This is a genomic window from Aminobacter sp. MSH1, assembly GCF_003071665.1.
GTDB lineage: Bacteria > Pseudomonadota > Alphaproteobacteria > Rhizobiales > Rhizobiaceae > Aminobacter > Aminobacter niigataensis.
Genome location: NZ_CP026265.1, coordinates 2,054,790 through 2,069,181 on the forward strand (window position 1 = coordinate 2,054,790; position 14,392 = coordinate 2,069,181).

Annotated in this window: 12 protein-coding genes; 8 read left to right on the forward strand and 4 right to left on the reverse strand. The window is 64.1% G+C overall.

What is annotated here, in order from left to right; all coding sequences use genetic code 11:
* The first annotated feature begins 72 nt into the window (after positions 1-72).
* From CO731_RS10265 to CO731_RS10280, 4 genes are all read left to right on the forward strand, one after another.
* On the forward strand, positions 73-807 hold the full coding sequence (locus tag CO731_RS10265) for an intradiol ring-cleavage dioxygenase (RefSeq protein WP_108607006.1): 735 nt from the start codon (positions 73-75) through the stop codon (positions 805-807).
* Between the two features lie 197 nt (positions 808-1,004).
* The gene (locus CO731_RS10270; protein WP_108607007.1) at positions 1,005-1,517 is read left to right on the forward strand and encodes a MarR family transcriptional regulator; all 513 of its coding nucleotides are present in this window, start codon (positions 1,005-1,007) and stop codon (positions 1,515-1,517) included.
* Positions 1,518-1,611: 94 nt separating this feature from the next.
* Positions 1,612-2,550 (forward strand): DMT family transporter, encoded by a 939-nt coding sequence (locus CO731_RS10275; RefSeq protein ID WP_108609744.1) that lies wholly within the window; start codon positions 1,612-1,614, stop codon positions 2,548-2,550.
* A 64-nt stretch (positions 2,551-2,614) separates the two neighbouring features.
* A complete protein-coding gene (locus tag CO731_RS10280) occupies positions 2,615-3,649 on the forward strand; it encodes a LacI family DNA-binding transcriptional regulator (RefSeq protein ID WP_108607008.1) in 1,035 nt (344 codons plus the stop codon).
* Between the two features lie 35 nt (positions 3,650-3,684).
* On the opposite strand, the gene CO731_RS10285 is transcribed toward CO731_RS10280, so the two are convergent.
* Complete coding sequence (locus CO731_RS10285; protein WP_108607009.1) at positions 3,685-4,458, reverse strand: gamma-glutamyl-gamma-aminobutyrate hydrolase family protein; 774 nt, start codon at positions 4,456-4,458, stop codon at positions 3,685-3,687.
* A gap of 298 nt (positions 4,459-4,756) precedes the next feature.
* Here CO731_RS10285 and CO731_RS10290 point away from each other — a divergent pair, with 298 nt between their 5' ends.
* On the forward strand, positions 4,757-5,869 hold the full coding sequence (locus CO731_RS10290) for a TRAP transporter substrate-binding protein (protein WP_108607010.1): 1,113 nt from the start codon (positions 4,757-4,759) through the stop codon (positions 5,867-5,869).
* A gap of 117 nt (positions 5,870-5,986) precedes the next feature.
* Here the strand turns inward: CO731_RS10290 and CO731_RS10295 are convergent, their stop codons facing one another.
* The 3 genes from CO731_RS10295 to CO731_RS10305 all read right to left on the reverse strand — a co-directional run bounded on the left by CO731_RS10295 (position 5,987) and on the right by CO731_RS10305 (position 9,428).
* Complete coding sequence (locus tag CO731_RS10295) at positions 5,987-7,735, reverse strand: TRAP transporter large permease subunit (protein WP_108607011.1); 1,749 nt, start codon at positions 7,733-7,735, stop codon at positions 5,987-5,989.
* The gene (locus CO731_RS10300) at positions 7,732-8,316 is read right to left on the reverse strand and encodes a TRAP transporter small permease subunit (protein ID WP_108607012.1); all 585 of its coding nucleotides are present in this window, start codon (positions 8,314-8,316) and stop codon (positions 7,732-7,734) included. Before CO731_RS10300 ends, CO731_RS10295 begins: the two co-directional genes overlap by 4 nt.
* Positions 8,317-8,522: 206 nt before the next feature.
* Positions 8,523-9,428, reverse strand: a complete 906-nt coding sequence (locus CO731_RS10305; RefSeq protein ID WP_108607013.1) for a branched-chain amino acid ABC transporter permease — start codon at positions 9,426-9,428, stop codon at positions 8,523-8,525.
* Between the two features lie 94 nt (positions 9,429-9,522).
* Between CO731_RS10305 and CO731_RS10310 the strand changes: the two genes are divergently transcribed.
* The 3 genes from CO731_RS10310 to CO731_RS10320 all read left to right on the forward strand — a co-directional run bounded on the left by CO731_RS10310 (position 9,523) and on the right by CO731_RS10320 (position 14,333).
* Positions 9,523-10,122, forward strand: coding sequence for a CGNR zinc finger domain-containing protein (locus CO731_RS10310; protein WP_108607014.1), 600 nt, complete (start codon positions 9,523-9,525; stop codon positions 10,120-10,122).
* Positions 10,115-10,648 carry a hypothetical protein gene (locus CO731_RS10315; RefSeq protein ID WP_108607015.1) on the forward strand — a complete coding sequence of 178 codons (534 nt, stop codon included), beginning with the start codon at positions 10,115-10,117 and terminating at the stop codon, positions 10,646-10,648. The genes CO731_RS10310 and CO731_RS10315 overlap by 8 nt, the downstream gene beginning before the upstream one ends.
* A 208-nt stretch (positions 10,649-10,856) precedes the next feature.
* Positions 10,857-14,333: an indolepyruvate ferredoxin oxidoreductase family protein gene (locus CO731_RS10320; RefSeq protein WP_108609745.1), complete on the forward strand. Its 3,477-nt coding sequence runs from the start codon at positions 10,857-10,859 to the stop codon at positions 14,331-14,333.
* Positions 14,334-14,392 lie beyond the last annotated feature (59 nt).

Sequence of the window (14,392 nt, forward strand, 5' to 3'; positions counted from 1 at the left end):
GACGGTGGCCGGGACGTGCCTAGATTGAGGGCTGGGCAAGGGCTTGCCGCCCCATTTTCGGAGACAGCATCGATGCCGAAAGCATCTTTTCCCAGCAGACTGAGCCGCCGCCGGGCGCTTGGCCTCATCGCAGTGACCGCGAGCGGCAGCGCGCTGGTGCCGGTCCAGCTGTTTGCGCAGCAAACTACGCCGGCATCCGGAGCCTCGTTACTGATGCCGGAGGCCGGCGTCTGCTCGATCACGCCGGAAACGACCGAAGGTCCCTATTATTTCGATCCGGCGCTGGAACGCGCCGAGATCACCGAAGGCAGGAAGGGCGTTGCGCTCACCGTGCAACTGCAGGTCGTCGACGAGGCTTGCGTGCCGATCGAGGGCGCCCGCGTCGACCTCTGGCATTGCGACGCGACCGGCCACTATTCGGGCTATCCCGGCCAGGGGGACGGCCGCGACGTCGACACCACGGGCGAAAAATTCCTCCGCGGCTGGCAGCGCACCGGCAGGGACGGCATCGTCACCTTCAAGACCATCTATCCCGGCTGGTATCGCGGCCGCACCACGCATATCCATTTCAAGGCGTTTCCAAGCGAAGGCAGGGCGATGACCGGCCAGATGTTCTTTCCCGACGATCTCAGCGAGCACATCTTCACCGCCGTCGCGCCCTACAACCAGCGCAGCGGGGAGCGCGATACGATGAATGCCGACGACGGCATCCTGCGTCGCGCCGGCCAGGGCGTGCAAAGTGCGGTGCGCGAGGCTGCTGCCGCCTACGAGGCGCTGATGATCATCGCTGTGAAAAGGGCAGCGTAGGCTGCGTTGCCCGGAAATTTGCCGGCGAACGGTATCTGTCATCGAACTGTAACATCCGTCTGGCAATAGCGCTCATGCGGAAGGTCGGTTGCCGGCAAAGTGAGACGGCAACAATCTCCCGCACTGTCGATTGCCAAGGGCTACGCAGCAACTATTCTCGGCCAGTACGGCACGGGGGCGTGGCGCAGGAGAGGCGGATGTCCAAGTCCAACAAAGGCGCGGCGATGAGCCGGCTTCACCAAGTGGCCAGGCTAGCGCGCACCTCGCTTGCCGCACGGCTCCTTGCCCATGGATTCTATGCCGGCCAGGACCAGATCATGCTGTCGCTGCACGACGACGACGGCCAGACTCCCGGCCAGCTCGCCTCGCGGCTGGGCGTGCGTCCGCCGACGATCACCAAGACCATCAACCGGCTGCAGGCGCAGGGTTTTCTTGAAAAGCGCGCTTCGGACACCGACGCCCGCCAGGCCCACATTTTCCTCACCGAAACCGGCCAAGATGCCATCCGCGCCATCGAAAAGTCGGTCAAGAAGACCGAAAAGCAGGCGCTCAAGGGTTTCGACAAGAAGGATCTGAAGCAGCTATCCAAGCTTCTCTTGCGCATCGAGGCCAATCTGTCGGACCTGACGATCATCGACGAAGAGGCGGCTGCCGATGTCGAGGGTACGGCCGAGGTGGAGCCAGAAACGGAAGCCGAAGCGGCGGAATAGGCGCCTCGTCGCCTGCAGACACGAGTTTTGCCTTGCCGGGCGGCGCCTATTGGCGCAATAGCGAGTGATCCTCCGTTCCATCCGGCCTGCCAGCGTGACTCCTGAAAAACCAGCAGAAACTGCAACGCCGTCATCGGCGATCCTGCTGATATTCGCGTCGGGCCTGGTCTTTTCCTTCCTCGACACCAGCGCCAAGCACCTGGTGACGTCGGGCATGGCCGCCCCTTTCGTCACCTGGGTGCGTTTTGCGGTCCATGCAATGCTCGTCATGGTGCTGTTCAAGGCATGGCGGCGGCCCGAGCGCCTGGTGCCGCAGAACATCTGGCTGCAGATACTGCGCGCCGTGTTCATGTTCGGCTCGACCATCTTCAACTTCATGGCGCTGCAGACACTGCAACTCGCCGAAACGGTGTCGATCAATTTCGCCAGCCCGATGGTCATCACCGCGCTTGCCGGGCCGCTGCTCGGCGAGTGGGCCGGCTGGCGGCGCTGGCTTGCCGTCTCGGTCGGGTTCATCGGCGTGATCGTCATCACCCGGCCGGGTTTCGGCGGCTTCGGCATCGGCCACCTGTTTTCGATCTGCGCCATGCTGAGTTCGTCGCTCTACACCATTATGACCCGGCAGATGGGCAGCCGCGAAACGGCCGAGAGCCTGATCCTCTATTCGGCTGTCGTGCCCGCCATCTTCATGCTGCCGGCGCTGCCGCTGGCAGGTTCGATGCCCGCCCATCTCTATGACTGGCTGGTGCTGTTCGGCCTGGGAGTCTTCGGCGGGTTCGGCCACTGGCTGCTGATCAAGGCCTATCAGCGCGCCACAGCCACGGCGCTTGCGCCTTACCCCTATCTGCAAATGGTGTGGATGATCATCCTCGGCTGGCTGGTCTTCGACCAGTTGCCCGACCGCTACACCCTCGCGGGGGCTGCGATCATCGTTGCCAGTGGCCTCTACATCATCCACCGCGAGCACAAGTTGCGGGTCAAGAACCGTGCCGCGCCCAATGCCGAAGCCGAGGAGCTGGCAAAAAAGCTTTGATTTGCCGTTGAACAATGGCATACGGCTTTAAACGGTTTAAAAGACCGTCCGTTCACGCTTGCGGATGGAGGGCCCGCTGGCTCAGAAGATCAAGCTTTCGACGATTGCCGACGCGCTGGGTGTGTCGACCGCTACCGTGTCGCTTGCGCTGCGGGACAGCCCGCTCGTCGCCGACGCCACCCGCGACCGCATCAAGCAGCACGCCCGCGAGATCGGCTACATCTACAATCGCCGCGCTGCCAGCCTGCGCACCTCGCGTTCCGGCATCGTCGGCGTCGTCGTCCACGACATCATGAATCCGTTCTACGCCGAGATCCTGCGCTCCATCGAGAGCGAGCTCGACCGCAGCCGGCAGACCTTTATCCTTTCAAACCACTACGACGACCTCGAAAAGCAGCGCACCTTCGTCGACACGTTGCTGCAGCTCGGCGCCGACGGCGTGATCATGTCGCCAGCCATCGGCACGCCGGCCGAAGACATCATCATGGCCGAGGAAAACGGCCTGCCTGCCGTACTGATCGCGCGATCGGTCGAGGGCGCGGAAGTACCGGTGTTCCGGGGCGACGACGCCTATGGCACCGCGCTCGCCACCAACCACCTCATTTCGCTCGGGCACAAGCGCATCGCCATGATCGGCGGCACTGACCAGACATCGACCGGCCGTCACCGCTACCAGGGTTATGTCAACGCGATGGAGGCGGCTGGGCTCGAAGTGCTGCCGTCGTGGCGTATCGCCGGTCCGCGCACCAAGCAGGGCGGTTTCGAGGCGGCCGGGCAGTTCCTGGCGCTCAAGGACAAGCCGACCGCCGCCTGCTGCTGGAACGACCTCGTCGCCATCGGCCTGATGAACGGCATCGCCCGCGCCGGGCTCGTGCCGGGCATTGACGTCTCCGTCACCGGTTATGACGACCTCGAGGAAGCACAGATCGCAACGCCGGCGCTAACCACGGTGTGGAACGGCCAGCGCGAGGTCGGCCGCCGCGCCGCCAGTGCGCTGCTCGACAAGCTCAACGGCCAGTCGGTGCGGCCGTCGCAGGAACTGATCAAGCCGGAGTTGCACGTCCGGCAGTCGACTGGAAAGCCCAAAGAGCGGACTTGAAAACCGGCTGGGACAGTTGCCCCGGGGCGTAGAACTTACTCTGCCGCCGTCCTTGCCGCATGGCGTGCGACGGCATGCGCACGGACGGCATCGCCGAACGCCTTGAAGATGCGCTGCGAGACGTCGTCCGTACCAACCCAGTATTCCGGGTGCCACTGCACGCCGACGGCGAAGGCGCGCGAGTCGCGCACGGACACCGCCTCCACCGTGCCGTCCGGCGCCACCGCCTCGACCTGCAATTTCGGGCCGAGCCGCTCGACCGCCTGGCGGTGCACCGAATTGACCATGATGTCGCCGGGGCCGAACACGCCAGCCAGGCAGCTGCCGGGCTTGATGGTGACCGTCTGACGGATGGCGAAACGCTCGTCCTGGATGTCGCTCACCGGGGCGCGGTGATCCATCGAGCCTTCGCGTTCCTGGATCTCGGTGGCGAGGCTGCCGCCGAGAGCGACGTTGAGTTCCTGGATGCCACGGCAGATGGCGAGCAGCGGCACGCCGCGCTCGATCGCCCTGCGGATCAGCGGCATGGTGGTTGAGTCGCGCGCCGGGTCGTAGGGGCCGTTGGCTTCGGTCGCTTCCTCGCCGTAAAGGCGCGGGTCGACGTTCGACTTGGAGCCGGTCAGCATGACGCCATCGACAGACGACAGGAGTTCGTCGAAGTCGAGCTGGTCGCCGAACGACGGCACAAGAAGCGGCAGTACGCCGGCGCCCGATATCGCCGCCTCCAGATATTGCTGGGGCGCCGCATGCCAGGTGTAGTTCTCGAACTGGCGGACATCGGTCGACACGGCGACAAGCGGCTGGTGCATGATGAGGTTCAGATCCTTGTGGGAAGCATGCGGTTTCCTTGCCCATAAAATAGGCGATCCGAAGGCTCTTTTCCAACACAAGTTTGCATGCCTGTCATGCGTCGCGAAATCGGGATTAGACTATAGTTTTAGATGCTTGGGTTGCCGCAGCGTTTTCCTAGGCCGAACTTCGAGTGCCCAGCCGGGCGCGCTTTACTCGCACCCTTCGCCGTGTATTGTCGCGGGCGCGTAGTGGGGGGAGGCCAACAATTTCCTCAGCGTCGCATAGGTTCTTTCGGTTCAGCATGGGAGGAATTTGATGGATCGCCGTTCATTTATCAGGAAGGCCGGCGCGACCGGCGTCGGGGCAGCGGCGGCTGCCGCGACGCTTGCAGCACCGGCAATTGCCCAGTCCAATCCCAAGGTTACGTGGCGCCTGGCCTCGTCGTTTCCGAAGTCGCTTTCGGACACGATCTTCGGCGGGGCACTGACGCTTTCAAAGTATGTGTCGGAAGTCACGGACGGCAATTTTCAGATTCAGGTTTTCGCTGCGGGCGAAATCGTTCCCGCGCTGCAGGTCGCAGACGCTGTAACGGCCGGCACGATCGAGGCGGCGCATACGGTCTGCTACTATTTCTGGGGCAAGGACCCGACCTGGGCGCTCGGCTCGGCGGTGCCCTTCTCGCTCAACGCGCGCGGCATCAACGCATGGCACTATCAGGGCGGCGGCATCGATCTCTTCAATGAGTTCCTGGGAACGCAGGGCATCGTCGGCTTCCCTAGCGGCAACACCGGCGTCCAGATGGGCGGCTGGTTCCGCAAGGAGATCAACACGGTCGCCGATCTCCAGGGCCTCAAGTTCCGCGTCGGCGGGTTTGCCGGCAAGGTGCTCGAACGCCTCGGCGTCGTTCCCCAGCAGCTCGCTGGTGGCGACATCTACCCGGCCCTGGAAAAGGGCACGATCGATGCTGCTGAATTCGTCGGCCCGTTCGACGACGAAAAGCTCGGCTTCGTGAAGGTCGCGCCGTTCTACTACTACCCCGGCTGGTGGGAAGGCGGTCCGACCGTGCACTCTTTGTTCAACAAGGCCAAGTTCGAGGAACTGCCGAAGCAGTACCAGTCGGTGCTGAAGGTGGCCTGCCAGGCGGCGGACGCGAACATGCTTTCCGCCTACGACTGGCTCAATACGGCCGCTCTGAAACGCCTCGTTGCGGCCGGCGCCCAACTGCGTCCGTTCAGCCCCGAGATCATGTCGGCATCCTTCGACGCGGCAAACCAGACCTATGCCGAGATCGAGGCGGGCAACGCCACATTCAAGAAGACCTGGGAATCGATCAAGGCCTTCCGCAAGGATTACTACCTCAACATGCAGGTCGCCGAATACAACTACGACACCTTCATGATGGTACAGCAGCGCGGCGGCAAACTCTGAGCTGATCGCTACTCGCGAAGAGACCCCGGGGCGCCGCCCCGGGGTTTTTCTTTGCCAGCGGCCAAGGCCGGAACGAAAAAGGGCGCCCGTGGGCGCCCTTTTTGCTTGCCGACAGGTTCAGTTGAAGCTCGGCGGCTTGGACAGGTCGGGGGCCGGGGCTGCCGGTTGGGCAGGCGCGGTACCCGGCGCTGCCGGAGCGGTGCCGCCGGCAGGCGGAGCGCCGAGCGGCGGCAGCCCAAACCCGCCATCCAGGCTGGGCATGTCAGGCATCTTGATCTCGATGCTGCTCGGGTCGACCGTCGGACCCTTGTAGTGCATCACCATCTGCGGGAAGGCGATGGTCAGCCCGATCATGATGATCTGGATGCAGACGAAGGGAACTGCGCCCCAATAGATCTGCCCTGTCGTCACCGGCTCGATGTTCTTGCCGGTGATCCTGTCGAGATAGGGCACGCGCGCTGCCACCGAACGCAGATAGAACAGCGCGAAGCCGAAGGGCGGATGCATGAAGCTGGTCTGCATGTTGACGCCCAACAGGACGCCGAACCAGATCAGGTCAATGCCGAGCTTGTCGGCGGCAGGCGCCAGAAGCGGCACGACGATGAAGGCCAGTTCGAAGAAATCGAGGAAGAAGGCGAGCAGGAAGACCAGTATGTTGACGGCGATCAGGAAGCCGACCTCGCCGCCGGGCAGCGACACCAGCAGGTGCTCGACCCAGAGATGGCCGTTGACGCCGTAGAAGGTGAGCGAGAAGACGCGCGCGCCGATCAGGATGAAGATGACGAAGGACGACAGCCTCGTGGTCGAGGCCAGCGCCTGCTTTATCACGTCGAAGGACAGCCTGCCCTTCGCCGCGGCCATGATCAGGGCTCCGACCGAGCCCATCGCGCCGCCTTCCGTCGGCGTCGCAATGCCAAGGAAGATGGTGCCGAGCACAAGGAAGATCAGCGCCAGCGGCGGGATCAGCACGATGATGACCTGCTGGGCCAGCCGCGACATCATGTTGGTCTTGAGGCTACGGTCGGCGATCGCCACGATGTAGATGACGATGATGCCGACACAGGCGCCGAGGATGTCGGCGTTGGCGCCGTGGGTCGGCGACAGATAGACATGAGCGGCATAGGCGATCACGGCGGCGAACAGCAGCGCCACGAACAGCGAGGTCACGCCATGACCGAGCGTGCGGGCCTCGAGCGGCAGTGCGGGCATCGCCTTCGGCCGGATGATCGACATCAGCAGGATGTAGCCCATGTAGAGGCTGGTCAGCACCAGGCCGGGGATCAGCGCACCCTTGTACATGTCGCCGACCGAGCGGCCGAGCTGGTCGGCGAGCACGATGAGCACGAGCGAGGGCGGGATGATCTGCGCCAGCGTGCCTGACGCGGCGATGACGCCGGAGGCAAGGCGGCGGTCATAGCCGTAGCGCAGCATGATCGGCAGCGAGATCAGGCCCATGGCGATGACCGAGGCGGCAACCACGCCGGTGGTGGCTGCAAGCAGGGCGCCGACGAAGATCACCGCATAGGCAAGGCCGCCGCGGATCGGTCCGAACAGCTGGCCGATGGTGTCGAGCAGGTCTTCGGCCATGCCCGAACGTTCGAGCACGATGCCCATGAAGGTGAAGAACGGGATCGCCAGCAGAGTCTCGTTCGCCATCACGCCCCAGAAGCGCTCCGGAAGGGCGTAGAGAAGCGGCCAGGACAGGTTGATGCTGCCGTTGGAGAAAGGCGCGAGTTCCACGCCGATCAGGAAGAACAGCAGCCCGTTGGCAGCGAGCGAGAAGGCGACCGGGTAACCGACCAGCATGAAGATGATCAGCGAAAAGAACATGATCGGCGCCATGTTCTGGGCGATGAACTCGATCATGAGCGCACCTCGTCGGCGAGCGCCTTGCCTTCGAGTTCCGCCTGTTCGTGGGCAGAGATGAACGGGGTGGGATCATCCATGTCGCCGCGCATGATGGCGACCTTCTTGATGATTTCCGAAATGCCCTGGAAGCCGAGCTGAACGAAACCGATCAGCAGCAGCGCCTTGGCCGGCCACAGGATCAGGCCGCCGGCGCTCGACGACATTTCACCCGAGCGGAACGACAGGCTCACATAGGGGATGAAATAGTAGATCATCAGGAGGACGAACGGCATCAGGAACAGCAGGTGTCCGAGCAGGTCGATCCAGTGCTGCACGCGGCGCGAGAACATGCCGTAGACGACGTCGATGCGGATGTGCTCGTTCTGCTTGAGCGTATAGGCGGCTGCCAGCATGAAGGCGGCGCCGAACAGGTACCATTGCAGCTCCAGCCAGGAGTTGGACGACATGTTGAACGCCTTGCGGACGATCGCGTTACCCGCACTGACGAGGATGGCAACAAGGATCGCCCACGCGACCATCTTTCCGATTGCCTCGTTGATACGGTCAATGACCCTGGATAGAGCGAGCAGCCCTGCCATGCATTCCTCCCTGATTTGATGGGGCAGCCGTTGTTCCCCGACGTTCTTTTTCCGGCATTCCCCGATGTCCATGGGTATGCCGGTCATGGGTGCCGCGTCAACATAACAGCGCTATGGCGTCAACCGCTGCGAAGGTTGCAAATCCGGGGAAAAAGCTGCGCTGACGCTGCGACATTCAACCAAAGTCGCACGCCAGAAGCTGTGCTTCAGACAGCGCTGGGCGCGTCCTTGCGGTCGCCTGCCAGCACCAGCATTGCGGCGAGCAGCGCATACATCCAGGCATCGCGCCATTCGATCGGGAAGTAGCCCGCCCACAGGGCCTCGGCCATGCCGAAGATCGCGGCGCCGAGCGCTGCCCTTCCAGGGGCATAGTAGCCGCCGACCGCGGTGATGAACAATATCTTGAGGCCGTAGACGAGGCCGGCACCGAAGCCGAGATTGCCATAATAGAGCGCTGCCAGAACGCCGGCGAGGCCGGCACAGAGGCCGCCGTACAACAGTGCGCGATGAAACACGCGTGCGGTGTCAATGGCGCAGAGTTGCGCTGCGAACGGATCGTCGGCCGTTGCGCGCCAATGCCGGCCAAAATCGGAGCGGGCCAGGAAAGCCGCGCCGCCGACGATCACCAGCACGACGATCGCCGTATTGATCAGCTGGATGACCGTCAGCGTCGCGACGAAATTGCCGCCGGAGGCGAAGACCACCGGTGTCGCCAGCATCGGCGGCAGCCAATAGTCATGCGTGTCGGCGGCGATGCGGCTCAGTTCCGACAGCACCAGCAGCACGCCGAGCGTGGCGGCGACAATCGCATTGGGCGAGCGGGTGGCGAGCGGAGCGAAGACGGCGCGCGACAGCAGGCGGCTCAGCAATCCCGCATAGGCGAGCGCGATGAGGATGCCGAAGGCGACCGTCGCGGGCAGGGTCAGCCAAAGCACCTGCCAGCCATAGACCGCGGTGAGGATCATGGTCTGGCCGCAGAAGGCGAAGATGCCGCCATAAGCAAGGTTGGTTCGACGGAGAAGGCCGTTGCCGAGCGCATAGCCGAAAGCCAGCAGTGCATAGATCGCCGCCGAATGCACGCCGTTGAGAAGCTGTTGCAGGAGATAGAGCATGCGCTTTCCGGCTGGTCGGTACGTTCCGCACCACCGCAAAATTGCGCCCGCGAATCTAACTTGTCAAATTGGCTTTACCAGTTAGAATTAAACGATGTCAGTTTCCTGGACCCAGCACCGCTTCTCGGGCGGCGTGCTTGCGCTCGACACTGCCAATACTGTCGTGCTGCGCGGCGACGCCGAGCGCGGCTTCGACCGCTTCAACGATCCCGCCGAGATCGCCCGCTTTGCCGATGCCGCGACCTTATTTCGCGCCGATGAACTCAAGGGCCGGGCGCTTGCCGCAGCCGACCCGCATGCCATCGCCGGCAAGGTCATCGCCCTACGCGAGACCACGGACCGGCTTTTCCGCGGCGCAGTGGTTGCCGGCGGGCTGGCATCGGCCGACATGCCTGATTTCCTCGATGCCTGTGCCCGGGGGCTTGCCGGGTCGCGCGAAACGTTGACGGCGGCTGCGCCCTTCGGCGTGTCGGCGCAACCGCTGGCATTCGAGGCCGCGCTTGCCGTTTCGGCGCTGTCTCTGATGTCGACCGACGCTCTGTCGCGGCTCAGGATCTGTCCGAACTGCAGATGGCTGTTCGTCGACCGCAGCCGCAACGGCAGCCGGCTGTGGTGCGACATGGCCGTCTGCGGCAACCGCCAGAAGGCCAGGCGTCATTACAGCAGGCGCAAGGAGGAGGTGGCGAATGCCTGAGCGGAGGTTCTTGCGCACTGCCATAGCACTTTCCGCACTGGCATTGATGGGGCTGGCCGGTTGCCGCGACAGCGGCGCCGAGAGCGAGCGCTTCGAGCTTTCCGGCCGCCTGTTCGTGTTCAATTACCGCGTCGCCACCGTCCGCTATATGGTGACCTTGCGGCCGCTCAAGCCGGTCGGCGAAGGCGAAGTAGCCGTGGTGAATTTCGAGAACCCCGCAGGCGGCGAGGCGATCGCCGTGCGCCAGAAGATCTGGCCGCTGAGCGAGAAGGTGACGATCGAAAGCCCGCCGCTCGAATGCGTGGCCAAGGACCGGCCCTACAAGGTGTCGATCGTCATCGAAGGGGCGAAGGGCGAGGCAATGCAGGTGATCGAGACGACAATGGTCTCGTCGCAGGACCAGTCGGTGTTGCCCGACAAGCCGCTTGTCGCCGGGCCGTTCTACGACCTCAATCCTGAGCTCAAGGGACATCCGGACGGGCATTTGCCCGGCGGCCGCGGCGTGAACTGTCCACCTCCGGCCTGAGCATTGCGGTCAGCTTCAATATTCGTGCGCGCTGCGGCCCTCTGCGCTCGCATTGTTTCGTGGCAAGCGGCCAAAAGCATCTTCGATTGTTCTTTTCCCCGTGCAAAGAAATTCGTTTGACGCGACAGCCGTGCCCGGAAAAGCTATCCCTAAGCTACCCAAGGTCAGCCGCCCGAATCGGGGGCCGGTTCGGGCACAGGAAATGCTGATGACGCTTCACGACGTCGCTCTCGATGACAAGTTCGATCTCGGCAAGGAGCGGATCTTCCTCTCCGGCGCCCAGGCCGTCATCCGGATGCTGTTGATGCAGCGCGAGCGCGACCGGCTTGCCGGCCTCGATACGGCGGGTTTCGTCTCCGGCTATCGCGGCTCGCCGCTCGGCGGCCTCGACCTGCAGCTGTGGAAGGCCAAGAAGCAACTCGCCCAGTCCAGCATCGTCTTCCAGCCCGGCCTCAACGAGGAATTGGCTGCGACGGCCGTATGGGGCTCGCAGCAGACAGAGCTTCTGGGCGAGGGCAAGCATGACGGCGTCTTTTCCGTCTGGTACGGCAAGGGCCCTGGCGTCGATCGTTCGGGCGACGTCTTTCGCCATGCCAACCTTGCGGGATCGTCGAAGAAGGGTGGCGTGCTGGCGCTGATGGGCGACGACCATACCGCCGAATCCTCGACCAATGCGCATGCCACCGAGTTCCTGTTCGTCGATACGATGATCCCGATCCTCAATCCGGGCGGGGTGCAGGAACTGATCGACTACGGCCTGTACGGCTTTGCGCTGTCGCGTTTCGCCGGCACCTGGGCTGCGATCAAATGTGTCAAGGACAACATCGAATCGACCGCCTCCGTCGATGCCTCGCTCGATCGGCTGAACATCGTCATCCCCGAATTCGACATGCCGCCCGGCGGGCTCAACATCCGCCACGAGCTCGACCAGCTTGGCCAGGAGGCGCGGCTGCATGAATACAAGCGCGCCGCGGCTTCCGCCTTCATACGCGCCAACGGCATCAACCGCATCGTCTATTCCGGCGGTCGCAAGCCGAAGATCGGCATCATCACCGTCGGCAAGAGCTTTCTCGACGTGCGCCAGGCGCTCGACGATCTCGGCATCGACGAGGCGCGCGCCAACCAGCTCGGCATCCGCCTGTTCAAGGTCGGCTGCCCCTGGCCACTTGACATCGAGCACATCAGGGACTTCGCCAGCGGCCTCGAGATGATCGTCGTCGTCGAGGAAAAGCGCTCGCTGCTCGAGACCCAGGTGCGCGAGGAGCTTTACGGCACCTCGATGCAGCCGAAGGTGGTCGGCAAGCGCGACGAGCGCGGCGACTGGCTGTTTCCGGCCAAGGGCGCGCTCGATCCCAACGACATCGCTATTGCGCTGGGCGAGCGCATCCTCAAGGTCATCGGCCCGTCGGAGGAAATCGCCGCCCGCGTCAGCCGGCTGCGCCAGTACCAGGCGATGCTCGCCGATACCAAGGACGTGGCCTCGCGGACGCCGTTCTTCTGCTCGGGCTGTCCGCACAACACCTCGACCAAGGTGCCAGAGGGATCGATCGCCGGTGCCGGCATTGGCTGTCATTTCATGTCCTTGTGGATGGACCGAAGCACCATCGGCTTCACCGCCATGGGCGGGGAGGGCGCGCAGTGGGTCGGCCAGGCGCCGTTCACCAAGCGCGAGCACATCTTCCAGAATCTCGGCGACGGCACCTACAACCATTCGGGCACGCTGGCGATCCGCTTCGCGCTCGCCTCGGATGCCAACATCACCTACAAGATCCTCTACAACGACGCCGTCGCCATGACCGGCGGCCAGCCACATGAAGGCAGCCTGACCGTCGACATGATCGCCCGCCAGGTGCGCGCCGAGGGCGTCGAGCGCATCGCTGTCGTCACCGACGAGCCGGACAAATATGGCGGGCGTTCGCAGTTTCCTGTCGGCGCCACCTTCCATCACCGCGACGATCTCGACCTCGTCCAGCGCGAGTTGCGCGACATCAAGGGCGTTACCGTCCTGCTCTACGACCAGACCTGCGCTGCGGAAAAACGGCGCCGGCGCAAGCGCGGCACCTTCCCCGATCCCGACAAGCGCGTGTTCATCAACGAGTTGGTCTGCGAGGGTTGCGGCGACTGCGGCGTCAAGTCGAGCTGCGTCTCCATCCAGCCCGTCGAGACCGAGTTCGGCCGCAAGCGCAAGATCGACCAGTCGAGCTGCAACAAGGACTTTTCCTGCGTCAACGGCTTCTGCCCGTCCTTCGTCACGGTCCATGGTGCCAAGATCCGCAAGGCCGACGGCATTGCCGGCACCGGCGACCCGCTCGAGGGCGTGCCGGTGGCGAAGGAGTTCGCGCTCGACCGCGACGGCTGGGCGGCGATCATCGACGGCGTCGGCGGCACCGGCGTCGTCACCGTGGGGGCCGTGCTCGGCATGGCCGCCCATCTCGAAGGCAAGGGCTGCGGCATGATCGACATGGCCGGCCTCGCCCAGAAGGGCGGCTCGGTGTTCACCCATGTCCGCATCGCGCGCACGCCCGAAGACATCAACGCCATCCGCGTGTCGGCCGGCAAGGCCGACCTGATCCTGGGCTGCGACCTCGTCGTGTCGGGCGCCAAGAAGGTGCTGGCGGCGGTCCGCGAGAACCACACCATCTTCGTCGCCAACACCGCCGAGATCATGCCCGGCGAGTTCACCCGCTCAGCCGACTTCTCGCTGCCCACCGAACGGCTCAAGAAGGCCATCCGCGAGGCGGCAGGGGACGCGAAGGCGCATTTCTTCGATGCCACCCGCACGGCCGCGGCCCTTTTCGGCAATTCGCTCGGCGCCAACATGTTCATGCTCGGCTTCGCCTTCCAGCATGGCGGCCTGCCGCTGTCGGCCGAGGCGATCGAAAAGGCGATCGGGCTCAACGGCGAGGCCGTGGCGATGAACGTCGCCGCCTTCCGCTGGGGCCGGCGCGCAGCACACGAGCCGGAGTTCGTCCGCGCGATGATCGACCGTTCCGGCCGTGGGGCGGAGCCTGCGGTGGCGCAAACGCTCGACGAGGTGATCGCGCGCCGCGCCGAGTTCCTGACTGCCTATCAGAACGCGGCCTACGCCGAACGCTATGTCGGGCGCATCGCTTCGCTTCGCGCGGCAGAGGAGAAGGCCAGGCCCGGATCGACCGTGGTCGCGGAAGCGGCTGCGCGCTCCCTGTTCAAGCTGATGGCGGTCAAGGACGAATACGAGGTTGCGCGGCTCTACACCGACGGCTCGTTCCAGCGCGAACTGGCGAAGCAATTCCAGGACTACGACCGGCTGGAATTCCATCTCGCGCCGCCGATCCTTGGCCGCAAGGGGGCCGATGGCGTGCCGCGCAAGTCGCGTTTCGGACCGTGGATGATGAAGGGCTTCAAGCTGCTTTCGGCGATGAAAGGGCTGCGCGGCAGCGCATTCGATATCTTCGGCTACACCGCCGAACGCCGCATGGAGCGCCAGTTGCTCGACAGCTACGAAGCCGATCTGGAACTGATCCGTAGCGCGCTGACCAGCGACAACATCGAGGCGGCAGCAGGCCTTGCGTCGGTGCCGCAACTGATCCGCGGCTATGGCCACATCAAGCATGCCAGCGTCGAAAAGGCTGCAGGCGAACGCGAGCGTCTCGTCCCAAGGTTGAAAGCGCCGCCGACAAGAACTGAGCTTCAGGCCGCCGAGTAGTTGATACGACTTGTTTACCTGAACCTAAGGTAGCAGGCTTATTCGGCGGCCGATGGGCA